Source organism: Nonomuraea sp. NPDC050643 (genome assembly GCF_040654715.1).
Taxonomy (GTDB): domain Bacteria; phylum Actinomycetota; class Actinomycetes; order Streptosporangiales; family Streptosporangiaceae; genus Nonomuraea.
The window spans coordinates 19,664-43,214 of record NZ_JBFAIM010000047.1 but is presented as its reverse complement, the minus strand read 5'-3'; the positions used below and the strand labels follow the sequence as shown (position 1 = coordinate 43,214).

The following is a 23,551-nucleotide window of genomic DNA, read 5'->3' as shown; positions in this document are numbered from 1 at the left end:
GGTCAGCCCCGGTGGTGGGACTCCTCGTCGGGGACGGGGGCGGCCTCCGGGCTGACGGGAGCCGGGGCGGGCTGCGCCAGGATCAGCGTCAGGTCGTCGGCGGGCGCCTCGGCGGTGTGCTCGCGCAGCAGGTCGAGCACACCGTGCAGGGACTCCTCCAGCGTGGGCTGGGTCAGGGCGGCGTGCAGGTGCTCGTCGAAGGGCAACTCGGCGCCGTCGCGGTCGCGGGTCTCGGTCAGCCCGTCGGTGAACAGCAGCAGCCGGTCGGAGGGCAGCAGCCGGACGCGCCACACGTACGGGTCCGGCGACAGGCCGAGCGGACGGCACGCGCGGGGCGGGTGGAGCGCGCGCAGGCGGCTGTCGACGCGGATCGGAGCCGGATGACCGCAGTTGACCAGCAGGACACCGCCGGGCACGAACTCGGCCAGCAGCACCGTCACGAAATCCTCGGGCCCCAGGGCGGGGGCGATGTGGGCGTCGAGCTCCCGCGCCAGGGCGGCCAGGTCGGGGGCCGTGGCCCCGATGCGCCGGAAGGCGGCCAGCACGCTCGCGCTGGTGTGAGCGGCGTCGAGACCGTGGCCCTTGACGTCGCCGATGATCAGCCGCAGGCCCGTGGGCACGACGACGGCGTCGTGCAGGTCGCCGCCGATGCGGGCGGTGGCCGCCGCCGACCGCGTGTACGCGGCCAGCCCCACCCCGCCCAGCTCGGCGGGGAGCGCGGGGATCAGCGCCCATTCGGCGATGCGGGTCATGCGGGCCAGTTCGGCGCGGTGCCGGGCGTGGGCCCTGGCCGTCACGACGGCCGACAGGCCGCCGGTGGCCACGATGAGCGCGCGTACGACGTGGTGGGGCAGATCCGAGCCGTCCGCCACGGCCGGCAGCAGCAGCGCCAGCACGAGCGCGGTCGCCGCGGCCAGGGCCGTGCGTCCCGGCGTCAGCCAGTGGGCGGCGGCCAGCGGCCCGATCAGCAGCAGCGCGGACAGGGAGACCGTCGCGTACGCGGCGTCCGCCAGCGCGACCCCGACCTCCACCACCAGCAGCGCCTGCAGCAGCCGGCGCTGGTGAACGGAGACGGATCGCCGCGGAATGGGAGGCTCCTTGGTGTCGATCTGTTGGCGAGTAGCCACCTTGCCACTTTTAGTGACGATGCGGGAGCGGTTCCGGCAAACTGAGGCGCAGGCCGAGTCGTGTGAGGTGACGATCATGCAAGCAAGCCAGTGGCAAGGCAACCTGCCCAGCGAGACCACCACACTGATCGGGCGCCGCGAGGAGGTGGCGGGGCTGCGGTCCCTGTTCGGCAGGTCCCGGCTGGTGACGGTCACGGGGGTGGCGGGGGTCGGGAAGACCAGGATCGCGCTGCGGGCCGCCGCCGAGCTGCAGGAGGGCTTCGCCGACGGGGCGTGGCTGGTGGCGCTCTCGCCGCTGGCGGAGGGCAGCGCGCTGCCGTACGCGATCGCGGAGTCGCTGCCGATGGCCGACCAGAGCTCGCGCCCGGTCACCGAGGTGCTGGCCGCGTACCTGGCCGGGCGCGAGCTGCTGCTGGTGCTCGACACCTGCGAGCACATGCCCGAGGCGTGCGCCACGGTGGTCGAGACGCTGCTGGCCGCCGCCCCCCGGCTGCGCGTGCTGGCCACCAGCCGCCGGCCGCTGGGCTGCCGGGAGGAGCAGGTCTTCCCGGTGGAGCCACTGCCGGTGCCGGCCGGCCCCGACTGGCAGGACGGCGACGCGGTGGCGCTGCTGGCCGACCGGGCCGCGGTGGCGGTCCCCGGCTTCGCGGTCACCGAGGAGAACCACGACGCCGTGATGCGGGTGTGCCGCCGGCTCGAAGGGCTGCCGCTGGCCATCGAGCTGGCCGCCGCCCGGCTGCGCGAGCTGCCCGTGGAGCGGCTGGCCGAGCGGCTGGAGGACAGGTTCGACGTGCTCGGCACCACCGAGCGCAAGGTCTACGAGGCCGACCCGCCCTGGCACCAGGCCCTGCGTACCGCGATCGGCTGGAGTCACCAGCTCTGCACGCCCGCCGAGCGGCTGCTGTGGGCGCGGGCCTCGGTCTTCGCCGGCGGCATCGACCCGGCGGCGGTCAAGGAGGTCTGCGCCGACGACCGGCTGCCGACCTGGCAGATTCCGCAGTTGCTGGAGTCGCTGGCGGACAAGTCGATCCTGATCTGGGAGCCCACCGGCGCCGGCGACCGCTACCGAATGCTCGACACCATCCGCGAGTTCGGCGCCATCTGGCTACGGGACCTGGGCCAGGACGAGCGCCTGCGGCGCCGCCACCGCGACCACTACCTGGAGCTGGCCCGCGAGGGGGACGCCTCGTGGATCGGCCCCGACCAGTACGCCTGGTACGACAAGATGACCGCCGAGCACGACAACCTGCGGGCCGCGCTGCAGTTCAGCCTCGCCCGCCCGGAGGGCCACGCGGCGCTCGAGCTCGCCGGGGCGCTGTGGTTCTTCTGGTATCCGTGCGGGTTCCCCAAGGAGGGACAGCACTACCTGGAACGCGCGCTGGCCCAGGACCGCCAGCCCGGCCCGGCCCGCAACAAGGCGCTGTGGGCGTGCGGGTTCGCGATGATGTGCCAGGGCGAGGAGGTCCTGTCGGAGAAGCTGGCCGTCGAGTGCGCGGCCGAGGCCGAGCGGCAGGGCGACACGGAGGCGGCCGTGGCGGCGCGCGGAGCCCTCATGTGCGCCAGGCTCCTCGCCGGGGACCACGCGCAGGCGGCCGAGCGGGCGCGGGAGCTGATCGACGAGGCCGACGAGTCCGTGCTGGCGTTCACCACGCTGCTGGCGCTCAACGCCTACGGCCTCATCCAGACGGTCACCGGCCGATTCGAGGAGGCCATCGACACCCACGAACGGCTGCGGGTGCTGTGCGACCGGCACGGTGAGCGGTGGCAGCGCGCGTACGGCGACGTCCTGCGCGCCCAGGCCGAGATGGCGGGGGGCCGGGCGGAGAAGGCGCAGGCGTACGCGCAGGCGGGGCTGGAGGTCAAGTGGCGGCTGCACGACAGCGTGGGGATGGCGATGGCGATCGACGTGCTCGCCCCGGCCGCCGTGGCGGCGGGGCAGGGGGAGCGGGCGGCCCGCATGCTGGGGCTGGCCGAGCAGATCTGGGACACGCTGGGCAAGCAGCAGGTCGGCCTGCCGGAGCTGGTGGCGGCCCGCCGGGCGTGCGAGGAGCGGGTCCGCGCCGTGCTCGGCGACAGCGCCTACGACAGCGCGTTCCGTGCCGGACGGGAGGCCGACCTGGACGAGGGCATCGCGTACGCCCTGGGCGGCCGGGCGCCGCGCCGCTGACATGCCGCCCGCGCCGACGCCGGGTGCCGGGTCAGTCCCAGGCGGCGGGGTCGGAGGCGAGCTGGCGGACACGGTCGGGGAGCGCGCCGGTCGCGACCTGCTCGAGCGTGACCTCCTCCAGGATCGCGCGCTCGGTGGCCCGCAAGGCGATCCAGACCTGCTGCAGCGACTCGGCCGGCCCCCGGTAGCCGACGTGCTCGGGTCGCTCGCCCCGCACGTTGGCCAGCGGTCCGTCCACGGCCCTGATCACGTCGGCCAGCGAGATCTCGGTGGCGGGCCTGGCCAGCACGTAGCCACCCTCCGGCCCCCGCTGCCCGCGCACGAGCCCGGCTCGGCGCATCTGCAGCAGGATGTTCTCGAGGTATTTGGGCGGCATGTCCTGCTCCTTGGCGAGCTCGCCCACGGTGGTCGGGCCTGCACCGGCCGCGGCGAGTTCGGCGGCGGCACGTAGGGCGTAGTCGACACGAGCGGAAAGGCGCATGTTCTCGATTATCCCTCCTGGTCAACACTGGTTAGGCGCAAGGTCGTCAGAACGGGCAGGTGATCCGAATACGGAACGCGTGGCGCCTCTGCGGAAACGGCCGTCAAACCCCTGCTGATCAGCACGTGGTCGATCCGTTTGACGGGCGCGTCGGCCGGCGAGGTCGGCGGATTCCCGAGCGAGATCAGGGGATCCGACAGCCCCGCGTCGAGCAGGATCCGCATCCCGGGATCGTCGGGGGTCAGGTTCAGGTCGCCGGCCAGGATCACCGGCCGGGTGGCCCCGAGGCCACGGACGATCGCGGCGACCTCGGGGGCCTGGCCCTCGGGCGCCTGCAGATGGGTGTTGACGACACCGACCTCCTCGCCGTTCACCTCCAGCACGATCTCCTGCGCCTGCGCCCCTGTCGGGTAGTCGTGCGCGCCCAGCCGGTGGGAGCGGACGCTCTTGACGGGGAGATTGGTGAGCAGCGCGTCACCCCACACGCCGTCGGCGGCCGGCGCGAAGTGGTAGCGCATGCCCAGGCCGCGGGCGATCCTGGCCAGCCCGTCGTGCCCGCCGTTGAGCAGCCAGCCCCGGTCCACCTCGCTGAGCAGCACGATGTCGGGCTTGCGCGCCTTCGCCCACGAGGCGATCCGGTCGAGCGACAGACGGCCGTCGAGGCCGTATCCCATCCGGATGTTGTACGTGATCAGCGTGACGGTGCCGGACCGCGTGGCCTGGACGGCGGGCACCGGCTGCCGGGCGGCGGCCACGGTCAGCGGGGCCGTCACGACCATGGCGAGCACCGCCGCCCGCGCCGCCCCGGACGGGGCGCGCGGTGGGTCGCCCACTCTCCGGCCGGTCACGGCGACCGCCGCCACCAGGACGGACGCCGCGATCGGGACGACGGCGTTGGGCAGGCCGAGATCCAGGTCGTACGCCGCGTAGTAGGCGAACGTGCCCACCAGGAACACCAGGCCGCCGCAGAGCAGGGCCAGGCCCGGCCGCCGTCCGGGCGGACCGGCGCCGGCGCAGGCGAGCAGGGCGCCGAGGGACAGGATCGCGAGGCCGGCGGTGACGGCGAGCGCGGCCGGCGTCATGAGCAGCGCGACGAACACGACGAGCAGGAGCCCGGTGACCAGCGGGAGCGGCATGGGGGCGGGCCTGACGGCCTGGGCGACGGCCGCCACCAGCGTGAGCGCCAGCAGGCCGTAGGAGATCGTGAGCGACCAGACCGTCGCCGGGCCCTCCTCCGGCTTCGGCCACGACGTGGCGGCCAGGCCCGCCAGCAGCAGCGCGGGCCCGAACAGGAACCAGACCCGCGCCGAGGCGGGCTCACCGTCCCCATGCCGGGCCGGGAGCTCGGGCTGTGACGAGGAGCGAAGGAGGGGAGCGCGGCGCAGGGTGGCGGCGAAGGCGGCGCACAGGGCGAGCGTGGCCGTCCAGGGGAGCGGGCCGCCGCGCCAGACCAGGTCGACGCCGTCCAGCAGCAGGTGGACGAGGAGCGACAGCGAGATGCCGCTCATCATGCCGACCGGCACGGCGCGGCGGGGGACCGTGTGGGCGCAGCCGTACAGGAAGGTCAGGCCGGCCGTGACGCCGGCGGAGGAGACGTAGAGCTGGCCGATGCCGGCCTCCAGGAGCAGGCGGGCCAGTACGAGCCCGGCGGCGCCGGCGATCAGGGCATGGCGCGGCTTTGAAAACGCGGCCAGGAACGGCAGGATGAACCACGCGGCGGCGTACAGGCCCATCAGCTCCGGGGGCGTATCACCCGCACGGCCGAACAGCGTGATCAAGGAAGGCAGGAAGACGCGCAGGACGTCGAACAACAGGACGATACCGAGCGCGAGCATGAGGGCCGGGCGCCGCGGAGTGGTCATGAGGCATCCTCGTGTTCACCTCCGGCCGTGGGCAAGGGCCGGAGCGCTAAACTTCCAACAACCTTTTCGATTTGACGGTGGGATTCAGCGTGGAGCGACGCCCTGGTGTGCCCAGACTGCTCAGGGAGATCAACGACCGGGCCGCGCTGGAGCTGTTGCTGGCCACCGGTCCCATGACCCGCGGTCAGATCGGCGACCTGACCGGTCTGTCCAAGGTCACGGCCTCGCAGACGCTGGCCCGGCTGGAGGAGCGCGGCCTGGTCGAGGTGGTCGGCACGCAGGCCGGCGGGCGCGGCCCGAACGCGGCGCTCTACTCGGTGATCCCCTCCAGCGCGTACGTGGCCGGCCTCGAGGTCGGGCCCGAGCTGATCTCCACCGCGATCGCCGACATCCACGGCCACACGATCGCCGAGGTCACCGTCGAGCCCAACGGCCACGACGACCCGGTCTCGCTCGTGCACGGCGCGATCGTCAAGGCGTGCCGCAGCGCCAAGATCAGCATCTCCAGGCTGCGCGGCGTGGTGATCGGCACCCCCGGCGTGGTCGATCCGCGCAGCGGCGACATCCGCTTCTCCTTCGACCTGCCCGGCTGGCACGAGGGCATCCACCAGGCCCTGGCCGGCGACCTGCGGCGTCAGGTGACGATCGAGAACGACGTCAACCTCGCCGCCATCGCCGAGCGCGCCGACGGGGCCGCCAAGGGGCTCGACGACTTCGTGCTGCTGTGGGCCAGCCGCGGGCTGGGCCTGGCCATCATGCTCGGCGGCCGGCTGCACCGGGGGCGCTCCGGCAGCGCGGGTGAGATCGGCTACCTGCCGGTGCCGGGGGTGCCACTGCCCGAGGACATCCGCACCGAGCCGGGGCGGCTGCCGTCGCTGGCCGGGGGGTTGCAGTCGCTGGTGAGCGCCGACGCGGTGACCGAGCTGGCGCAGGGTTACGGGTTCGCCGCCGGGAGCGCCACCGAGGCCGTCAAGGTCGCGGTGGCGGCCGGGGCCAGCGGGGAGCCGCTGCTCGACGAGATCGCGCACCGGCTGGCTCTGGGGGTCGCGGCCGTGTGCGTGATCCTCGACCCTGGGCTGGTGGTGCTGGCCGGGGAGGTGGGTCACGCGGGGGGTGCGGCGCTGACGTCCCGGGTGGAGGAGGCCGTGGCTCGGATCTGCCCGGTGCGGCCCCAGGTCGTCACGACGACGGTGACCGACAAGAACCCGGTGCTGCGCGGAGCCGTGCTGGCGGCGCTCGACCAGGCTCGTGAGGAGCTTCTCGCCCCATAGCGGCTCTCCCACCGCACTTCGCACAGGTCCCTTTGAGAGAGGGGGAGGGGCGCCGCGCAGAGGTCTCGGGAGGCGCGGGTGGCGGCTCCCAGAGGTGGCGCGGGTGGTGGTGCCGGGTGGTGGTCCCAGTGACGGTGGGGGTGGTGGTGCCGGGGGAGGGGGCTGGAGGCGGCGCTGGGTGGCGCCGCCGGGTGGGGTTAGGCGGTCAGGAGTTCTACGGCGGCTTGGGCGTTGGCTCGGGCGGCGCCGTACGTGGCGATGTAGGCGGCGCTGTCAGGACGCCAGACGGGCAGGCCCATCTCGATCACCGTCGCGTCCGGGCGGGCCGCCACCAGGGCGGAGACCAGTTCCTGGCTCGCCTGGTGACGGTGCGCGTCCTTGACCACCACGACCAGGGACCGGTTCGCGGCTCTGGCCAGCAGGCCCGGGACGTCGGCGGCCGCGGGCTTGACCCGGACGATCTCCGCGTCGGGCAGCCACGGTCCCACCCCCCACGGCACGTCGCCCACCGCGATCGTCGGCGGGGTGTCCACCTCGATCACCAGGGGTTCGACGAGGGGCTTGGCGGAGCCGGTCAGGCGGACGGCGCGGCGCGCCGCGTGCAGGCCGACCACGTTCTGCTCGGCCGCGACCCCCTCCGGCGCCCCGAACCAGGCACGCAGCGCCGCCACCCGCGCCGCCGCCTCCTCCAGCCTGGCGAGCGGCAGGCGGCCTTCGCGCACCGCGGAGACGATCTCCGCGATGATGGCCTGGACGTCGTCGTACGTCGGCAGCGGCCCCAGGCACAGCAGGTCCGACCCGGCCGCGAGCGACAGCACCGCGCCTCCGGCCAGGCCCACGCTCCTGGTGATCGCGTGCATGTCCAGCGCGTCGGTGACGACCACGCCGTCATAACCGAGCTCGCCCCTGAGCAGCCCGGTCAGTGCGGCGGCCGACAGCGTGGCGGGCGTGTCACCCGTCACCGCCGGCACCGCGACGTGCGCGGTCATCACCGACTTGGCCCCCGCGTCGATGGCCGCCTGGAACGGCGCCAGTTCCCGCTCGCGCAGCACCTCCAGGCTCACGTCCACGACGGGCACGGCCAGGTGGGAGTCCACCCGGGTGGCGCCGTGGCCGGGGAAGTGCTTGACGCAGGCGGCCACGCGTACCGACTGCAGGCCCTGGACGGCCGCCACGGTGTGGCGGGCGACGAGTCCCGCGTCGGTGCCGAACGACCTGGTGCCGATCACCGGGTTGTCGGCCTCGCTGTTGACGTCGGCGCTGGGCGCCATGTCCAGGTTGATGCCGCAGGCGGCCAGCTCCGAGGCGATCGCCCGGTAGACGCGGCGGGTCAGCTCGACGTCGTCCACGGCCCCCAGCGCCGCGTTGCCCGGGTACGGGCTGCCGACGTGGTACGCCAGCCGCGTCACGTCCCCGCCCTCCTCGTCGAGCGAGATGACGGGCTCGCCGGCGCCCCGTAGCGCGGCGGTCAGGCCGAGCACCTGGCCCGGGTCGGCCACGTTGAAGCCGAAGAGCGTGACACCGCCCAGTCCGTGCTCCAGCTCGCGCAGCACCCATTCGGGCGCCGTGGTGCCCTGGAACGCGACGAGCAGCGTGCCGGCCGCGAGGCGGCGCAGCCCCCGATCACTCTGACTCATGGCTCCTCATCAGTTTCGTGGCATGGTCGGGTACGGCATCCGCGTGCCGTACGGGAGGTCAGCCCTTCACGGCCCCGGCGACCAGGCCGGAGACCATGCGGCGTTGAACGAGCAGGAAGAAGATGACGACCGGGATCGTCATCAGCGTGGAGCCGGCCATGATGGCGCCCCAGTCGACGCCCTTCTGGCCGAAGAAATACTGCAGGGCGACCGGCATCGTGTACCCCTCGGAACCCGACATCAGGTAGAGGGCGAAGACCAGGTCGTTCCACGCGGTGATGAACGAGAAGATGCTGGTGGCCACCAGGCCGGGCGCGACCAGCGGGAAGAGCACCTTCCAGAAGGTCGTCATGCGCGAGGCGCCGTCGATCCAGGCGGCCTCCTCCAGCGACTTGGGCACCGCGGCGACGAACGTCCGGAGCATCCAGACGCCGAACGGCAGCGTCAGCGCGACCTGGGTGACGATCAGCCCGATGAGCTGGTCGCCGAGCCCGACCCGCTTGACCATCATGTACAGCGGGATGAGCAGGCCCTCGGCCGGCAGCATCTGCACGACGAGCAGCACGACCAGGAAGACCCCGCGCCCCTTGAACCGGAAGCGGGCGATGGCGGTGGCCGACAGCAGGGCGAAGGCCGAGCCGATGAGCACGGTGCCGAGCGCCACGATCGCGCTGTTGCGCATGTAGAGCCAGATGGAGTTGTTCGCGACGCCCTCGGTCAGCACCCTCGCGAAGTGGTCGAAGGTGAAGTGCGTGGGGAACGGGATGAACTCCGTGGTGAAGATCTGGTCGTTCTCCTTGAAGCCGGTGGAGACCATCCAGTAGACGGGGAAGACGGCGTAGAGGAAGACCAGGACGCCGGCCGTGTTCAGGAGGATCTTGCCGAGCCTCTTGCGTGCGAGCGGGGTCACATCTCCTCCTGCTTCACGATCTGTCTGACGTACGCGACGGTGATGATCAGCAGGATGATCGTCAGCACCACGGAGATCGCCGCGCCGGTGCCCAGTTTCTGCGGGGGCTTGAACGCCTCGGCGACGGCGTACATGGACAGGTTGAAGCCGTCTCGGTTGGTCGGGCCGTTCATCAGCACGTAGAGCTGGCTGAACACCTTGAAGTCCCAGATGATCGACAGGATCGTCAGGACCGCGAAGACCGGCTTGAGCAGTGGCAGGGTGATCTTCCTGAACGTGCGCCACGGGCCGGAGCCGTCGACCCTGGCGGCCTCGTACAGCTCGTTGGGGATGCCCTTGAGGCCGGCCAGCACCGAGACCGCGATGAAGGGGAACCCGGCCCACACCACGCACACGACGAGCGCGACGTAGAGGGGGAAGGTGTCGTTCAGCCACGGCGTGCCCGTCCAGCTCGACTGGCCGTCGGGCGGGGCGGCCAGCCAGTCGGGCAGCAGGTTCAGCGCCCAGTTGACGATGCCGGACTCGGCGTCGAACAGGGAGCGCCAGATGACGCCCTGCGCCACGGGCGGCACGGCCCAGGCGAACATGCAGCCGATGACCACGAACAGCGACATCTTCCTGCCGAGCCGGTGCAGCAGCACGCCCACCGCGGTGCCCATGATCAGCGTGAGGCTGACGGCGACGAAGGCGAACGCCACGGTGTTGCGCAGGGCCGACCAGAAGATGTCGTTGCCGAGGATCTTCTCGAAGTTCTCCAGCCCCACCCATTCGGCGGGCCTGGTCCCCCTGATCTGCGCGAGGCCGACCTTCTGGAAGGCCATGACGCCGAGCTGGAACATCGGGTACAGCAGCAGCCCCGCGATGACCAGCAGTCCGGGAATGAGCAGCAGGTACGGGATGCTCCACGCCGGCATCCCGCTGGCCCGCGCCGTCCGTCCGTCCTTCTTCCGCCGGTGGCCCGGGGAGGGGGAGGAGTCCCTGCCCCGGGAGACCGTAGTCGTGTCCGCCATCGTTACTGGTTCAGGATCTCTTCGAGTTCCTTGTTGGCGTCCGCGAGGGCGGCGGTGGCGTCCTGCTTGCCCTCGATGACCGAGCGCGCCGCGTTCTGCAGCACGGCCTTGGTCGCGTCCGCCTCAGACCAGTTGGCGTCCGCGGGGAAGGCCTTGGCCTTGGAGAACGCCTGGGCGAACGCGCCCTGCGCCGGGTCCTCGTTCAGGGTGGCGAGGGTGTCGGGGTAGACCGGGAGCAGGCCGCCCTCCTTGGCGTAGCGGTCGGCCCAGGTCTTGCTGGTTGCCAGCTTGATGTACTCCTTGCCGAGGTCGGCCTCCTTGGTGCCGCCCCACAGCGCGATGTCGTTGCCGCCGAAGAAGGACGCCGCGACGCCGCCGGTCTTGGCGGGCAGCGGGAAGAAGCCGAGCTTGTCGCCCTTCAGCTTGCCCTTGGAGTCCTCCTCGATGCCCGGCAGGTCCCAGGCGGCGGTGAGGTACATGGCGACCTTGTTGTTGGCGAAGCGCTTGCGGATGTCCACCGTGTTGAGCGTCAGGTTCGCCTTGCTGGACAGGCCGCTCGAGACCAGGCCGGTGTAGGTCTCGAAGCCCTTGGCGAAGCCGGGCTCGGTGAGCTTGCCGACCCACTTGTCGCCTTCCTTGACGGCGTACTCGCCGCCCTCGGACCAGGCGAACGCGGCCAGCAGGTGGTTGGCGTCCGAGCCGCCGTTGAAGGCGAAGCCGTCCACCCCCTCGCCCTTCTCCTTCTGGACCTTCTGCGCGGCGGCGACGAGCTCGTCCCAGGTCTTCGGGACCTCGATCTTGAGGTCCTCGAACCAGTCCTTGCGGTAGAGCACGGCGCGGGCGCCGGCGCCCCACGGCACGGCGTAGATCTCGTTGTCCACGGTCTCGTAGCCGTAGAGGTTCTGGGGGATCTGCGCGCGGTCACCCTCGCGGGCGATGTCGGTGATCGGCGTCAGCGCGTCCTGGCTCTGCCACATCGGCACCTGGTCGTTGCCGATCTCGGTCACGTCCGGGCCCGTGCCGGTGGCGGCGGCGGCGAACTTGTCGGCCACCTGCGGCCACGGGATCCACTCGAGCTTGATCTCCGCGCCGGTCTGTGTCTTGAACTCGGCGTTCAGCTCCTCCATGTACTTGGCCGCCGCGGGGTTGCTGTCTCCCAGGCGCCACACGCTGAGGGTCTTGCCGGCGAACTTGGGGCCGCTCGCCGAGGCGGCCGCTTCAGGTGAGGACGTGGGGGGTGCTTCACCGGACCCACAGGCGGCCAGGCCGAGCGCCAGCGCGGCCGTGGTGACCGTAGTGGCTGTGATCTTCGCGATCCTCACAGGGTTCTCCCTTCCCGGGTGCTGGCCTACAGTCCGCACCAGGCTGATCGTCAATGCCGAACGATGCTGCTAAACTAACAAGAAACTTTCTTAAAAGAAACGCTCGTTAGCCGATCGTGACGGAGGGGGCCAGCCGATGAGCCGAGACCCGGGAACCCCCCGGTTGCTGCGCCGGTTGAACGACCGCGCGGCGCTCGAACTACTTCTCGGAGACGGTCCTCTCACCCGTGCCGAGCTCGGCGAGCGGACCGGGCTATCCAAGGTAACCGCAGGTCAGCTCCTTGCTCGCCTGGAGGAGCGGGGGCTGGTCGAGGTCGCGGGGGAGCGCGCGGGGGGCAGGGGGCCGCACGCCGCCCTGTACGCCGTGGTTCCCTCCAGCGCGTACGTCGCGGGCCTCGAGGTGCTGCCCGACAGCCTCCGCGTGGGTGTGGCGGACATCACAGGCCGCATCGTGGTCGAGATCACGGTCAACCCCTCCGACGGCCGCGATCCGGTCAAGGCGGTGCACACGGCCGTACGGCGGGCGTGCGACGCGGCCAACGTCAGCCTGTCGCGGCTGCGCGCGTTCGTCATCGGCACCCGGGGCGTCGTCGACCCGGTGACCGGCGACGTGCGCTGGTCGATCGACCTGCCGTCCTGGCACGTCGGCGTGCTGGCCAGCCTCCGTGAGACGCTCGGCGCCTCGGTGACGATCGAGAACGACGTCAACCTGGTCGCGCTCGCCGAGCACAGGTACGGCGCAGCCGTCGGCTTCGATGACTTCGTGGTGATCTGGGCCGGCGTCGGCCAGGGACTCGGCGTCATGCTGGGCGGCCGGCTGCACCGGGGCATCACCGGCGGAGCGGGCGAGATCGGCTGGCTGCCGGTCCCCGGAGAGCCGCTGCCCTCCGACATCTCCCAGCCGACCTCGGGCTCCTTCCAGCGCCTGGTGGGCCACGACGCGCTGCGCGGGCTGGCCGAGGCGCACGGCGTGACCGGGAACACGGTGCCCGACCTCGTACGCGGGGGCGGCGAGGACTATCTGGACGCGGTCGCGGCCCGGCTGGCCGTGGGCGCGGCGGCCGTCTCGGTCGTGCTCGACCCCGGGCTCATTGTGCTCAGCGGCGAGGTCGGCCGGGCGGGCGGCGCGCGGCTGGCGGCCAAGGTGCAGGAGGCGGTGGCCCGCGTGTGCCCGAGTCAGCCCACCGTGGTCACGACCAAGGTCGCCGGCAACCCGGTGCTGCGCGGCGCCCTGGTGGCGGCCCTGGAGCAGGCCCGGGAGCAGGTTTTCTCCGACACTGTGTGAGAATTTCTGCCCATGTGGCAGTCCCCGCACGATGTCGTGCTCATCTCCGACCCCCGCGTGACCTCCATCCCGGTGCAAGAGTGCGGCGAATCGCTGGCGGACGTACGCGGGCGGCTGCGCGTGGACACGCGCCTGGCCGACGACGCGGGCGCCTACGCGCACCTGCGCTCCGGCCTGCTCCAGCGCCTGGAGCACGCGGAGCGCCTGCTGCCCGACGGCTACCACCTGCTGATCGTCGAGGGCTACCGCCCCATCGCCACGCAGCGCCGCATCTTCGACGGCTACCGGGCCACCCTCCTGGGGCTGTCGCCGGCGGAGTCGTACGTGGCGGCCAGCCGGTACGTCTCCCCGGTCGAGGTCGCCCCCCACACCGCCGGCGCCGCCGTGGACCTGACGCTGTGCGCCCCCGACGGCGCCGAATACGACATGGGCACCCAGGTCAACGACAACCCGGAGGAGAGCGACGGCGCCTGCTACACCGCCGCCCCCGCCATCTCCGACGACGCCCGCGCCCACCGCAAGCTCCTGGCCGCCGCCCTGGAGCCGGCCGGCCTGGTCAACTACCCGACCGAGTGGTGGCACTGGTCCTACGGCGACCGCTACTGGGCCATGGTCACCAGTTCGGAGCACGCCCTCTACGGCCCGGTCGAGTACAACCCACTGTCAGAGTAGGTTTTCCGCCGGGTCAGGTCCGGGCACAAACCTCCTACCGGAGGGTTCCGGACTCCCCAGCGAGGTGTGGGTATGGTTCCGCTCATCGGGATCGAAGAGGAATACCTCATCGTCGATCCCCGCACCCGCCACGTGGCTCCCGCCTCGGCCGAAGTTCTGGCCGCGGCGACGGACATGCTCGACGTGGTTCATGAAATCACCCGATTCCAGGTGGAGGCCCGCACGCCGCCCTCCGCCGACCTCAGCGAGCTGGGCTCGCAACTGCGCTCCGTGCGCAAGGAGGTGGCGGGCGCGGCCCGCTCGTGCGGACTGGCCGTCGTCGCCAGCGGCATCCCCGTCCTGGGGAACGTCATGCCCCCGCCGCTCACCGACGACGACCGCTACCTTCAGGGCAAGGTGCTCTACCGGGCGCTGCAGGACGAGATCAGCATCTGCGCCCTGCACGTCCACGTGGACGTGCCCGACCCGGAGCACGCCGTCTACGTCGGCAACCACCTGCGGCCCTGGCTGCCGACGCTGATCGCGCTGGCCGCGAACTCGCCGTTCTTCGTGGGCCGCGACACCGGCTACGCGTCGTGGCGGGTGATCAGCTGGGGCCGCTGGCCGGTGTCGGGCGCACCGCCGTACTTCCGGTCGTACGCCGACTACGAGCTGGCCCTGCGGTCGCTGGCGGAGTCGGGCGTGCTGCTCGATCCCAAGACCGTCTACTGGGACACCCGCCCGTCGCCCAACCTGCCGACGGTCGAGGTCAGGGTGGCCGACGTGCCGCTCGACGTGGCCGACAGCCTCACCCTGATCGGGCTCATCCGGGCGCTGGTGGTCAACGCGCTGGCCGCCGTCAGGCGCGGTGACCGCGGGCTGCCGGTGCCGGCCGAGGTGCTGCGCGCCGCGTACTGGCGGGCGGCCCGCGACGGGCTGCAGGGCGACAGCCTGGACGTCCGGCACGGCACGCTCGTGCCCGCCGCGGTGATGGCCGGGCGCCTCCTGGAGCACGTACGCCCGGCGCTGGCCGAGACCGGCGACCTGACGTTCATCCAGGAGGGCCTCGACCGGCTGCTGCGCAAGGGGTCGGGGGCCATGCGGCAGCGGCGGGCGTACGCGAAGGGCAACGATCTGGCCGAAGTGGTGGACGACCTGATCGAGGCCACCGTCGCCTAACGCAGGGCCAGTGCGGCGGCCACTCCCAGGCCGAACGCCACGACCACGCCGCGCAGCACCTTCGGCGGCATCAGCCTGGCCACCCGGGTGCCGAGGAAGCCGCCCGCCAGGCTGGCCGGTGCCATCACCGCCACGGCCTCCCACCGCACGGCCCCGAACAGGGAGAACGCGACGACCGACACCGTGCTGATGACCAGCGCGAGGGCGGCCCGCACGGCGTTCACGCGGTGCAGGTTGTCGTGCAGGAACATGCCGAGCACCGTCAGCAGCAGCACGCCCATGCCGCCGTTGAAGTAGGCGCCGTAGCAGCCGCCGAGGAACACCCCGGCGTACACCATCCTGCTCGGCGGCCCCTCGGCCTCGCCGCCGAAGCGACCGCGCAGCCAGGGCTGGGCCAGCAGCGCCAGGCTGGCGAAGGCCACCAGCCAGGGCACCAGCGACTCGAACAGCCCGCTGGGCGTGAGCAACAGCAGCGAGCTGCCCGCGCAGGCCCCCAGCACGGCCGTGAGCGAGAGCACCGTCGCCCGGCGTCGCTGGCCGCGCAGCTCGGCCCGGTAGCCGAGCACGCCGCCCAGGTAGCCCGGCCACAGCGCCACCGCGTTCGTCACGGAGGCCGTCAGGCTCGGGTAGCCCAGCGCCAGCAGTGCGGGGAAGGAGATGAGCGTGCCGCCGCCGGCCAGGGCGTTCACCATCCCGGCCAGCAGACCGGCCCCGACCAGGAACAACAGGTCGGTGGCCGTCATCGGCCGGCGGCGTAGCCCTGGGCGCCACGCGGATTGGCGGCGGCCTTGAGGAAGACGCCGTCACGGGCGACCGCGCTGAGCCTGCCGAGCGTCCACGGGTCCTGGGCCTCGACCTCGTGCCCGCGCCGCCGCAGCTCGGCGATGACGCCCGCGCCCACGCGGTCCTCGACGTGCAGGACGCCGGGGCGGGAGCCGCGCGGGAAGAACGAGCTGGGGAAGTGCTCGGAGTGGAACATGGGGGCGTCGATGGCCTCCTGTAGGTTCAGCCCGCCGTGCACGACGGCGAGGAAGAAGTTCAGGCTCCACTGGTCCTGCTGGTCGCCGCCCGGGGTGCCGAACGCCAGCCACGGCCGGCCGTCCCTGAGCGCGAACGACGGCGACAGCGTGGTACGCGGGCGCGCACCGGGACGCAGCGACGCCGGCAGCCCCTCCTGCAGCCAGAACATCTGGGCCCGCGTCCCCAGGCAGAAGCCCAGCTCGGGGATGGTGGGCGAGCTCTGCAGCCAGCCGCCGCTGGGGGTGGCGGAGACCATGTTGCCGAAGCGGTCCACGACGTCGATGTGGCAGGTGTCGCCCCTGACCGTGCCGTCGCGGGCCACGGTCGGCTCGCCGACGCCCTGCGGGGAGCGGGCGCCCGAAAGACCGGGCGCGTTGACCGCCGTGCCCGGGGCGGGGAAGTCGGGCAGCCGGGGCGCCCGCCCGCCCGGAGCGCCGGGGCGCAGGTCCAGGCTGGCCTCGACGCCGATCAGCCGGCGGCGCTCGGCGCTGTACGCCGGGCTCAGCAGGTCGGCCATGGGGACGTCGGCGTCGCCGTACCAGGCTTCGCGGTCGGCGAAGGCCAGCTTGGCGGCCTCGGTGACCGTGTGCAGGTAGTCGGCGCCGAGGAAGCCCATCCCGTCGAGGTCGAAGCCCTCCAGCAGGGCGAGCTGCTGCAGGAACACCGGCCCCTGGCCCCAGGGCCCGGTCTTGCACACGGTGTGCCCTCGGTAGTCGTAGGTGAGCGGCTCCTCCACCGTGGCCGTCCAGCCCGCGAGGTCGTCGCCGGTCAGCAGGCCGCCGTGCACCTCGCCCGAGCTGTCCCGCCAGGCCGTCGTGGCGCAGAAGTCCGCGATGGCCTCGGCGACGAAGCCCTCGTACCAGGCTTTTCTGGCGGCGGCGAGCTGCCCTTCACGGGTGCTCGACGCGGTTTCGGCGATCAGCCGCCGGTACGTGGCCGCCAGCACCGGGTTGGCCAGCCTCGAGCCCGGAGCGGGGACGCCGCCCCCGGGCAGCCAGGTCACCGCCGACGTGGGCCAGTCCTCGGTGAACAGCCCCTGGACCGACTCGATCGTGGCCGAGATCCGCTCCAGCACCGGCACCCCGTGCTCGGCGTAGTGGATCGCGGGCGCCAGCACGTCGGCCAGCGACCAGGTGCCCCAGCGCTCCAGCATGAGCATCCAGCCGCCGAACGCCCCCGGCACGGTCGCCGCGAGCAGTCCCGTGCCGGGCACGATGTCCAGGCCGAGCTCCGCGAACCGCTCGATCGAGGCCGCGGCGGGGGCGCCGCCCTGCCCGCACACGACCGACACCCGCTGCTCGGCCTCGCTCCACAGCAGGATCGGCACCTCGCCGCCGGGGCCGTTCAGGTGCGGCTCGGCGACCTGCAGCACGAAACCGGCGGCCACCGCCGCGTCGAAGGCGTTGCCGCCGCGTTCCAGGACGCCCATGCCGGTGGCCGAGGCCAGCCAGTGCGTGCTTGCGACCATGCCGAAGTCGCCTGTCAGCTCGGGCCTGGTGGTGAACAAACTCTTTCTCGCTTTCTATCGGGGCGAAGCCGCGTCGGGGACACGGTCCTCGGTCACCAGGTGACAGGCGGCCGGATGGCCGTTGCCACGTGGGTCGTGCAGGGCGGGCTCGGTGGTGCGGCACTCGTCGTACGCCAGCGGGCACCGCGTGTGGAACCGGCACCCGGACGGCGGATCGACCGGGCTCGGCACGTCGCCTCCGAGCACGATCCTGCGCCGCTCCCGCTGCCTGACCGGGTCGGCGACCGGCGCCGCCGACAACAGGGCCTGCGTGTACGGATGCCGCGGCCCCGCGAACATCTCGGCCGTCGGCCCGGACTCCACGATCCGGCCCAGGTACATGACCGCGATCCGATCGGCCAGGAACTCCACCACCGACAGGTCATGGGTGATGAACAGGCAGGAAAACCCCATGTCCCGCTGCAGATCGGTGATCAGGTTGAGCACCGACGCCTGCACGGACACGTCCAGAGCCGACACCGGCTCGTCGGCCACGATCAGCTTGGGCTCGAGGATCAGCGCCCTGGCCAGGCCGACCCGCTGCCGCTGCCCGCCGGACAACTCGTGCGGGAAGCGCGAGCGCATCTCCTGGCGCAGCCCGACCTTCTCCAGCATCGCCGCCACCCGCCGGGTGGCCTCGCTCCGGTCGGCCAGCCCGTGCCGCAGCAGCGGCTCGCCGATGATCCGCTCGATCGTGAAACGCGGGTTGAGCGAGGAGTAGGGGTCCTGGAAGACCATGTGGACGTCCCTGCGCAGCGGGCGCATGGCCCGGCGCGACAGGTGGGTGATGTCGCGGCCGCTGAGCTCGATCGTGCCCGCCGTGGGCTCGGTCAGGCGCAGCACGCACTTGCCGACCGTGGACTTGCCGCTGCCCGACTCGCCGACCAGGCCGAGCACCTCGCCCTGGCCGATCTCCAGCGACAGGCCGTCCACGGCACGTACCGGGCCGTAGTGCTTGACCAGGTTGTCGATCCGCAGGATCACTTCCCACCTCCGGGGTGGAAACAGGCCGCCAGATGATCGTCGGACTGGCGGGCGAGCGGGGGCCTGGACAGGCGGCAGTCCGCCTGGGCGCGCGGGCAGCGGTCCTGGAAGGCGCACTCGTCGGGGTCCGACAGCGGCGAGGGCACCATGCCGGGGATCTCCGCCAGCCGGCCGTTCACGGCGGCCGTGGGCAGGGCCTTCATCAGGCCCAGCGTGTACGGGTGGCGCGGGTTGGCGAACAGCTCGGTCACCGGGGCCTGCTCGACGGCGCGGCCGGCGTACATGACCACGGCCCGGTCGGCGATGTCGGCCACCACGCCCAGGTCGTGCGTGATGAGGATGATCGCGGTGCCGAGCCGGTCCCGCAGGTCGCGGAACACGTCCAGCACCCCCGCCTGGATCGTCACGTCGAGCGCCGTGGTGGGCTCGTCGGCGATCAGCACCCGGGGCGAGCAGGCCACCGCGATCGCGATCATCACACGCTGCCGCATGCCGCCCGAGAGCTGGTGCGGATACTCCTTCACCCGGCGCGGCGCCGCCGGGATGCCGACCAGTTCGAGCAGCTCGACGGCCCGTCCGGCGGCGGCCCGCCGGGACAGGCCCTCGTGCCGGCGCAGCACCTCGGCGATCTGGTATCCGACGGTGAACGACGGGTTCAGCGAGGTCATCGGCTCCTGGAAGACGACCGAGACGGTCTTGCCGCGCACGTGCCGCATCTCCTGCTCGGGCAGCGTGGTCAGCTCGCGGCCGTCCAGCGTGACCGAGCCGGACAGGCGGGTCGTGTCGGGCGGCAGCAGCCGGGGCACCGACATGGCGGTGACCGACTTGCCGCAGCCCGACTCCCCGCACAGCGCCAGGATCTCGCCCTCGTCCAGGGTCAGCGAGATGTCCCTGACCGCCTGGACGAGACCGTCCTCGGTGTCGAAGCCGACGCTCAGGTCGGTGATCTCCAGCAGGCTCATCGGGCGCTCCTCGGATCCAGTACGTCACGCAGGCCGTCGCCGAGCAGGTTGAACCCCAGCGTGGCCAGCGCGATCATCAGGCCGGGCCAGACGGCCAGCCAGGGCGCGTCGCTCAGGTACTGCTGCGCGGTCGTCAGCATCACGCCCCACGACGGCGTCGGCGGCTGCACGCCCAGGCCCAGGAACGACAGCGTGGACTCGCCGATGATGGCCGCCGGGATCGCCACCGTGGCCTGCACGATGAGCGGGCTGGCGCAGTTCGGGAGCACGTACCGGAAGATGATGTGCCCGTCGCCCGCGCCGTCGGCGACGGCCGCGGCCACGTAGTCCATCTCCCTGATCGCCAGCACCTCGCCCCGCGTGATCCGGATGACGGCGGGCAACTGGGCGAAGCCCAGCGCCAGCACCACGCCCTTCAGCGAGGGCCCGATGATCGCCGCCAGGCCCACCGCGAACACCAGGAACGGGAACGCCAGCGTCACGTCCACCAGCCGCATCACGACCGGGTCCAGCCAGCGCCGGTAGAACCCGGCGACCAGGCCGATCGGGATGCCCACGGCCATGGCCAGCAGGGTGGACAGGACGCCCGCCTGCAGCGAGACCTGCGCGCCGTGCGCGATCCTGGCGAAGGCGTCACGTCCCAGGTCGTCGGTGCCCATGGGGTGCGCGGCCGACGGAGGCGCGAGCGTGGCCAGGTAGTCCTGCGCGGTGGGGTCGCCGGTGACCAGCGGCCCGGCCAGCGCCAGCAGCAGGAACGCGGCCACCAGCACGAGCCCGGCCATCGGCATCGGGCGCCGTTTGAAGCGCCGCCACAACCTAGTCATGAGCGCCTCCCGACAGCCTGATCCGGGGGTTGAGGAAGGCGTAGGCGATGTCCACCAGCAGGTTGACCAGCACGTAGCCGATCACCGTGATCAGCACGACGGCCTGGATGACCGGATAGTTCCTGGTCAGGACCGCGTCCACGGTGAGCTTGCCGAAGCCGGGGATAACGAAGATCTGCTCGGTGACCACGGCTCCGCTGATGAGCGCGCCGAGCTGCAGGCCCAGCACGGTCACCACGGTCGTCAGGCTGTTGCGCAGCGCGTGCGCGCCCACGACCTTGACCTCGGACAGGCCCTTCGACCTGGCGGTCCTGACGTAGTCGGCCGACAGCGCGCCCAGCATGGCCGCGCGGGTCTGGCGCATGAGGATCGCCGCGAAGCCGGTGCCGAGCACGAGCGCGGGCAGGATCATGCGTTGCAGGTTCTGCGCCGGGTCCTGGGTGAAGGGGACGTACCCGGAGGCGGGCAGCACCCGCCAGGTGACCGCGAACAGCAGGATGCCGAGCAGGCCCAGCCAGAAGTGCGGCACCGACAGCCCGGCCAGGCCGAATCCGGTGGCCACGTAGTCGGCCAGCCTGCCGCGCCGCACGGCCGCCACGATGCCGGCGCCCACGCCGATGACGATCGCGATCAGCATGGCCAGCGCCGACAGCTCCAGCGTCACGGGCAGCCGCTCGGCGATGATGTCGATCACCGGGAGCTGGTCCTGCGTCGAGCGGCCGAGATTGCCGGTCAGAGTCTGGGCGACGTAGTCCACGTACTGGGCGGGCAGCGGCTTGTCCAGGCCGAACTCGTGCCGAATGGCCGCGACCACGGCGGGCGAGGCCTCCTCACCCGCCATGACCGTGGCCGGGTCGCCCGGCAGCGCCCGGATGCCCAGGAAGATCAGGACGCTGCCCAGGAACAGCACGATCACCGCCGAGCCGCAGCGCCTGAGGATGAACCAGAGCATTACGCGGCGAACCCGGCGGTGACGAAGCGCGGCAGGCCGTCCTTGAAGTACTGGACGCCGGCCACGGTCTTGCTCATGCCCAGGTAGTACTTGTTGTGGTACAGGTACAGGACGCCCCGGAGCTCGGCCGCCTTCTTCATCGCGCCGGCGTAGAGTTCGGCGCGCTTGGCCGGGTCCGACTCGGCTGCGGCCTGCTTGATCGGGTCGTCGATGCCCGGGTCGGACATGCCGCTGTAGTTGTTGCTGCCCTGGCTGGTGACCAGGTTCGTGAGGTTGCCGTCCGGGTCCACCCGGCCCGACCAGCCGTTCAGCATGACGTCGAACTTGCCGGACTTGCCCTGCTCCAGCGTGCTGACGAACTCGGCGGTCTGGACGCTCACGTTGAAGCCGGCCTCCTTGGTCATCTGCTGGATGACCTGCGCCAGGCGGACGTTGGTGGCGTCGTTCGGGCTGGTGAGCGTGACCGGGATCGGCGTCGCCACCCCCGACGCCTGGACGAGCTGCTTGGCCTTGGGCAGGTCGCGCTTGGGGCACTGCAGGTCCTTGGCCCGGTACGGGCTGTCCAGCGGCACCGGGAAGCAGTCCACCTCGTGCAGGCCGTTGTAGACGGTCTTGTTGATCACGTCGCGGTCGAGGGCCAGCTCGAACGCCTCGCGGAGCTGCGGGCTCTTGGCCAGCGCCGTGTCCACCGCGCCCGGCTTCTCGGTGGAGCCACTGGCGTTGCCGGTGTTGATCGTGATGCCGTAGTAGCCGAGGCCGCCGCCGGACACGACGGTCAGGTTCGGGTCGGACTGCACGCCCTTGACCGTGGTCGTGGCGAGCTGGTCGGCCACCTGCACGTCTCCGGACTTCAGGTTCGCGGCCCGGACGTTGGGGTCGACGATGATCTTGTATACGAGCTTGTCGAGCTTGACCTTGGCGGCGTCGTAGTAGTCCGGCGCCTTCTCCAGCTCGATCTGGCTGCCGGAGGTCCGGCTCGCGAACTTGAACGGCCCGACGCACACCGGGCTGGCGCCGAAGTTGTCGTCGCCCGCGTCCAGCGCCTTGGGCGACATGATCATCCCGGCGCGGTCGGCGAGCTGCGCGGTCAGCGGCGTGAACGCCCGCGTCAGCGTGAGCTGCACCGTCGCGGGATCGACCACGGTGACCTTGGACACCGCGGCCAGGTCGGCCTGGCGGGCGGACTTCTCCCACGTGCGGTGGCGGTCCAGCGACTTCTTGACCGCCTCGGCGTCGAAGGCCGTGCCGTCGTTGAACTTCACGCCGTCGCGCAGCTTGATCGTCACCTCCTCGCCGTCGTCGGAGACCTCGGGCAGGCCGCTGGCGAGCTGCGGGACCAGCGTGGCGGTGGCGTCGATGTCATAAAGCTTCTCGCACATGTTCGCGAACACCTCACGGCCCACCAGTGTGGTCGAGATGCTCGGATCGAGGGCGTCGGGGTCGGCGTTGAGCGCGATGTTCAGCGTGCCGCCGCCCTTGACCGGCCGGTTGTCGGCCGAGGCGTCGGCTATGGAGGGAGGGGCCGCGGGCGTGCCGCTGGAGCCGCCTCCGCCGCAAGCCGCCAGGGCGAGGGGGAGGATGGCGAGCGCCGCGAGGAGCCTGGGGGACGGTCTCATGGGGCCTCCGTTGAAAGGTTTAGGAGACTGTATACAAGACCTGACATTTCAGTGGTGTTTCATAACGCAGTGTTGTTATCTGAGCGTTTTCTAATCGTTCGGGTGTTTTGCTGATCGGCCGACGGCCGCCAGGAACGATCTCCGGGCCGCGGCGACGTGGGCGATCGCCCGGGCCTGCGCCTCGTCCTCGTCGCCGGCGGCGATGGCCTCGTACAGGCTGAGGTGCTCCGACCAGGAGTGCGGGCCGCGTACGGCGGCGGTCTGGCTGAAGACCCACTGGGCCCGTTGCAACATCGGCTTCATCATCAGCGCGAGGTAGGAGTTTCCCGCGGCCTCGCCCACGGCCAGGTGGAAGGCGGTGTTGAGGTCGGCCACCGCCTCCAGCCGCCCGCCGTCCACCGCCTCCTTGGCCTGATCGAGCACCCGGCGCAGCCGCTCGGCCGAGGCGGGGGTGCGCTTGCGCGCCGCCAGCCGGGCCGCCAGGCCCTCGACGGCCATGCGCACGTCGAACAGCTCCTCGCCCTCCTCGGCCGACAGCCGGGCGACGGTGGCGCCGAGCCGGGGGGCGACCTGGATGAAGCCCTCGGCGGCCAGCACGCGGATGGATTCGCGTACGGGGTTGCGCGAGACGCCGAGCGAAGCGGCCAGCCGGTCCTCGACCAGCCGCTCACCCTGGGCCAGCTCGCCGGAGAGGATGCGGCGGCGCAGCTCCTCGGTGACCTCGTCGCGCAAGGTCTGATGGGCCGCGCCCAGCGTCAGATCGCTCATAGAGGGACTAATCGTA

General features: G+C 71.9%; 20 protein-coding genes. 5 read left to right on the top strand and 15 right to left on the bottom strand.

The window, feature by feature from the left end; all coding sequences use genetic code 11:
• Positions 1–2: 2 nt before the first annotated feature.
• Positions 3–1,127 (bottom strand): PP2C family protein-serine/threonine phosphatase, encoded by a 1,125-nt coding sequence (locus AB0I15_RS43670; protein ID WP_358110007.1) that lies wholly within the window; start codon positions 1,125–1,127, stop codon positions 3–5.
• A gap of 76 nt (positions 1,128–1,203) precedes the next feature.
• Here AB0I15_RS43670 and AB0I15_RS43665 point away from each other — a divergent pair, with 76 nt between their 5' ends.
• Positions 1,204–3,294 (top strand): ATPase, encoded by a 2,091-nt coding sequence (locus tag AB0I15_RS43665; protein WP_358110004.1) that lies wholly within the window; start codon positions 1,204–1,206, stop codon positions 3,292–3,294.
• Positions 3,295–3,325: 31 nt separating this feature from the next.
• Here AB0I15_RS43665 and AB0I15_RS43660 read toward each other — a convergent pair whose 3' ends face one another.
• Positions 3,326–3,775 (bottom strand): Rrf2 family transcriptional regulator, encoded by a 450-nt coding sequence (locus tag AB0I15_RS43660; protein ID WP_358110001.1) that lies wholly within the window; start codon positions 3,773–3,775, stop codon positions 3,326–3,328.
• An 8-nt stretch (positions 3,776–3,783) separates the two neighbouring features.
• Positions 3,784–5,637 carry an endonuclease/exonuclease/phosphatase family protein gene (locus AB0I15_RS43655; protein WP_358109998.1) on the bottom strand — a complete coding sequence of 618 codons (1,854 nt, stop codon included), beginning with the start codon at positions 5,635–5,637 and terminating at the stop codon, positions 3,784–3,786.
• Between the two features lie 89 nt (positions 5,638–5,726).
• On the opposite strand from AB0I15_RS43655, the gene AB0I15_RS43650 reads away from it, so the two are divergent.
• Positions 5,727–6,908: an ROK family transcriptional regulator gene (locus tag AB0I15_RS43650; protein ID WP_358109994.1), complete on the top strand. Its 1,182-nt coding sequence runs from the start codon at positions 5,727–5,729 to the stop codon at positions 6,906–6,908.
• Positions 6,909–7,105: 197 nt separating this feature from the next.
• Here the strand turns inward: AB0I15_RS43650 and AB0I15_RS43645 are convergent, their stop codons facing one another.
• The 4 genes from AB0I15_RS43645 to AB0I15_RS43630 are packed head-to-tail and all read right to left on the bottom strand — an operon-like array spanning position 7,106 to position 11,787.
• Positions 7,106–8,545 (bottom strand): glycoside hydrolase family 3 protein, encoded by a 1,440-nt coding sequence (locus AB0I15_RS43645; protein ID WP_358109991.1) that lies wholly within the window; start codon positions 8,543–8,545, stop codon positions 7,106–7,108.
• 58 nt (positions 8,546–8,603) lie between these two features.
• Positions 8,604–9,455 carry a carbohydrate ABC transporter permease gene (locus AB0I15_RS43640; RefSeq protein ID WP_358109988.1) on the bottom strand — a complete coding sequence of 284 codons (852 nt, stop codon included), beginning with the start codon at positions 9,453–9,455 and terminating at the stop codon, positions 8,604–8,606.
• Entirely contained in the window at positions 9,452–10,465 is a 1,014-nt protein-coding gene (locus tag AB0I15_RS43635) for a sugar ABC transporter permease (RefSeq protein WP_358109985.1), read from the bottom strand. The genes AB0I15_RS43640 and AB0I15_RS43635 overlap by 4 nt, the downstream gene beginning before the upstream one ends.
• 2 nt (positions 10,466–10,467) lie before the next feature.
• The gene (locus AB0I15_RS43630; RefSeq protein WP_358109981.1) at positions 10,468–11,787 is read right to left on the bottom strand and encodes an extracellular solute-binding protein; all 1,320 of its coding nucleotides are present in this window, start codon (positions 11,785–11,787) and stop codon (positions 10,468–10,470) included.
• Between the two features lie 136 nt (positions 11,788–11,923).
• On the opposite strand from AB0I15_RS43630, the gene AB0I15_RS43625 reads away from it, so the two are divergent.
• The 3 genes from AB0I15_RS43625 to AB0I15_RS43615 all read left to right on the top strand — a co-directional run bounded on the left by AB0I15_RS43625 (position 11,924) and on the right by AB0I15_RS43615 (position 14,902).
• Positions 11,924–13,072, top strand: a complete 1,149-nt coding sequence (locus tag AB0I15_RS43625) for an ROK family transcriptional regulator (protein ID WP_358109979.1) — start codon at positions 11,924–11,926, stop codon at positions 13,070–13,072.
• A gap of 12 nt (positions 13,073–13,084) precedes the next feature.
• On the top strand, positions 13,085–13,744 hold the full coding sequence (locus AB0I15_RS43620; RefSeq protein WP_358109976.1) for a M15 family metallopeptidase: 660 nt from the start codon (positions 13,085–13,087) through the stop codon (positions 13,742–13,744).
• Between the two features lie 72 nt (positions 13,745–13,816).
• Positions 13,817–14,902, top strand: coding sequence for a glutamate--cysteine ligase (locus AB0I15_RS43615; protein WP_358109973.1), 1,086 nt, complete (start codon positions 13,817–13,819; stop codon positions 14,900–14,902).
• Here the strand turns inward: AB0I15_RS43615 and AB0I15_RS43610 are convergent.
• The 8 genes from AB0I15_RS43610 to AB0I15_RS43575 all read right to left on the bottom strand — a co-directional run bounded on the left by AB0I15_RS43610 (position 14,899) and on the right by AB0I15_RS43575 (position 23,535).
• On the bottom strand, positions 14,899–15,645 hold the full coding sequence (locus AB0I15_RS43610) for a sulfite exporter TauE/SafE family protein (protein WP_358109970.1): 747 nt from the start codon (positions 15,643–15,645) through the stop codon (positions 14,899–14,901). The two genes, AB0I15_RS43615 and AB0I15_RS43610, sit on opposite strands and share 4 nt — an antisense overlap.
• On the bottom strand, positions 15,642–17,390 hold the full coding sequence (locus tag AB0I15_RS43605) for a gamma-glutamyltransferase family protein (RefSeq protein WP_358110195.1): 1,749 nt from the start codon (positions 17,388–17,390) through the stop codon (positions 15,642–15,644). The genes AB0I15_RS43610 and AB0I15_RS43605 overlap by 4 nt, the downstream gene beginning before the upstream one ends.
• Before the next feature lie 54 nt (positions 17,391–17,444).
• A complete protein-coding gene (locus tag AB0I15_RS43600) occupies positions 17,445–18,413 on the bottom strand; it encodes an oligopeptide/dipeptide ABC transporter ATP-binding protein (RefSeq protein ID WP_358109967.1) in 969 nt (322 codons plus the stop codon).
• Complete coding sequence (locus tag AB0I15_RS43595) at positions 18,410–19,375, bottom strand: ABC transporter ATP-binding protein (RefSeq protein ID WP_358109964.1); 966 nt, start codon at positions 19,373–19,375, stop codon at positions 18,410–18,412. Before AB0I15_RS43595 ends, AB0I15_RS43600 begins: the two co-directional genes overlap by 4 nt.
• Positions 19,372–20,199: an ABC transporter permease gene (locus tag AB0I15_RS43590; protein WP_358109961.1), complete on the bottom strand. Its 828-nt coding sequence runs from the start codon at positions 20,197–20,199 to the stop codon at positions 19,372–19,374. The genes AB0I15_RS43595 and AB0I15_RS43590 overlap by 4 nt, the downstream gene beginning before the upstream one ends.
• A complete protein-coding gene (locus AB0I15_RS43585; RefSeq protein ID WP_358109958.1) occupies positions 20,192–21,151 on the bottom strand; it encodes an ABC transporter permease in 960 nt (319 codons plus the stop codon). Before AB0I15_RS43585 ends, AB0I15_RS43590 begins: the two co-directional genes overlap by 8 nt.
• Positions 21,151–22,767: an ABC transporter substrate-binding protein gene (locus AB0I15_RS43580; RefSeq protein ID WP_358109955.1), complete on the bottom strand. Its 1,617-nt coding sequence runs from the start codon at positions 22,765–22,767 to the stop codon at positions 21,151–21,153. The genes AB0I15_RS43585 and AB0I15_RS43580 overlap by 1 nt, the downstream gene beginning before the upstream one ends.
• Positions 22,768–22,857: 90 nt before the next feature.
• Complete coding sequence (locus AB0I15_RS43575) at positions 22,858–23,535, bottom strand: GntR family transcriptional regulator (protein ID WP_358109953.1); 678 nt, start codon at positions 23,533–23,535, stop codon at positions 22,858–22,860.
• Positions 23,536–23,551: the final 16 nt, after the last annotated feature.

Coding starts and splice junctions, on each gene's coding strand:
- AB0I15_RS43665 (WP_358110004.1), top strand. CDS start 1,204: ATGCAAGCAAGCCAGTGGCAAGGCAACCTGCCCAGCGAGACCACCACA.
- AB0I15_RS43660 (WP_358110001.1), bottom strand. CDS start 3,775: ATGCGCCTTTCCGCTCGTGTCGACTACGCCCTACGTGCCGCCGCCGAA.
- AB0I15_RS43655 (WP_358109998.1), bottom strand. CDS start 5,637: ATGACCACTCCGCGGCGCCCGGCCCTCATGCTCGCGCTCGGTATCGTC.
- AB0I15_RS43645 (WP_358109991.1), bottom strand. CDS start 8,545: ATGAGTCAGAGTGATCGGGGGCTGCGCCGCCTCGCGGCCGGCACGCTG.
- AB0I15_RS43635 (WP_358109985.1), bottom strand. CDS start 10,465: ATGGCGGACACGACTACGGTCTCCCGGGGCAGGGACTCCTCCCCCTCC.
- AB0I15_RS43625 (WP_358109979.1), top strand. CDS start 11,924: ATGAGCCGAGACCCGGGAACCCCCCGGTTGCTGCGCCGGTTGAACGAC.
- AB0I15_RS43620 (WP_358109976.1), top strand. CDS start 13,085: ATGTGGCAGTCCCCGCACGATGTCGTGCTCATCTCCGACCCCCGCGTG.
- AB0I15_RS43615 (WP_358109973.1), top strand. CDS start 13,817: ATGGTTCCGCTCATCGGGATCGAAGAGGAATACCTCATCGTCGATCCC.
- AB0I15_RS43610 (WP_358109970.1), bottom strand. CDS start 15,645: ATGACGGCCACCGACCTGTTGTTCCTGGTCGGGGCCGGTCTGCTGGCC.
- AB0I15_RS43605 (WP_358110195.1), bottom strand. CDS start 17,390: ATGGTCGCAAGCACGCACTGGCTGGCCTCGGCCACCGGCATGGGCGTC.
- AB0I15_RS43595 (WP_358109964.1), bottom strand. CDS start 19,375: ATGAGCCTGCTGGAGATCACCGACCTGAGCGTCGGCTTCGACACCGAG.
- AB0I15_RS43590 (WP_358109961.1), bottom strand. CDS start 20,199: ATGACTAGGTTGTGGCGGCGCTTCAAACGGCGCCCGATGCCGATGGCC.
- AB0I15_RS43585 (WP_358109958.1), bottom strand. CDS start 21,151: ATGCTCTGGTTCATCCTCAGGCGCTGCGGCTCGGCGGTGATCGTGCTG.
- AB0I15_RS43580 (WP_358109955.1), bottom strand. CDS start 22,767: ATGAGACCGTCCCCCAGGCTCCTCGCGGCGCTCGCCATCCTCCCCCTC.
- AB0I15_RS43575 (WP_358109953.1), bottom strand. CDS start 23,535: ATGAGCGATCTGACGCTGGGCGCGGCCCATCAGACCTTGCGCGACGAG.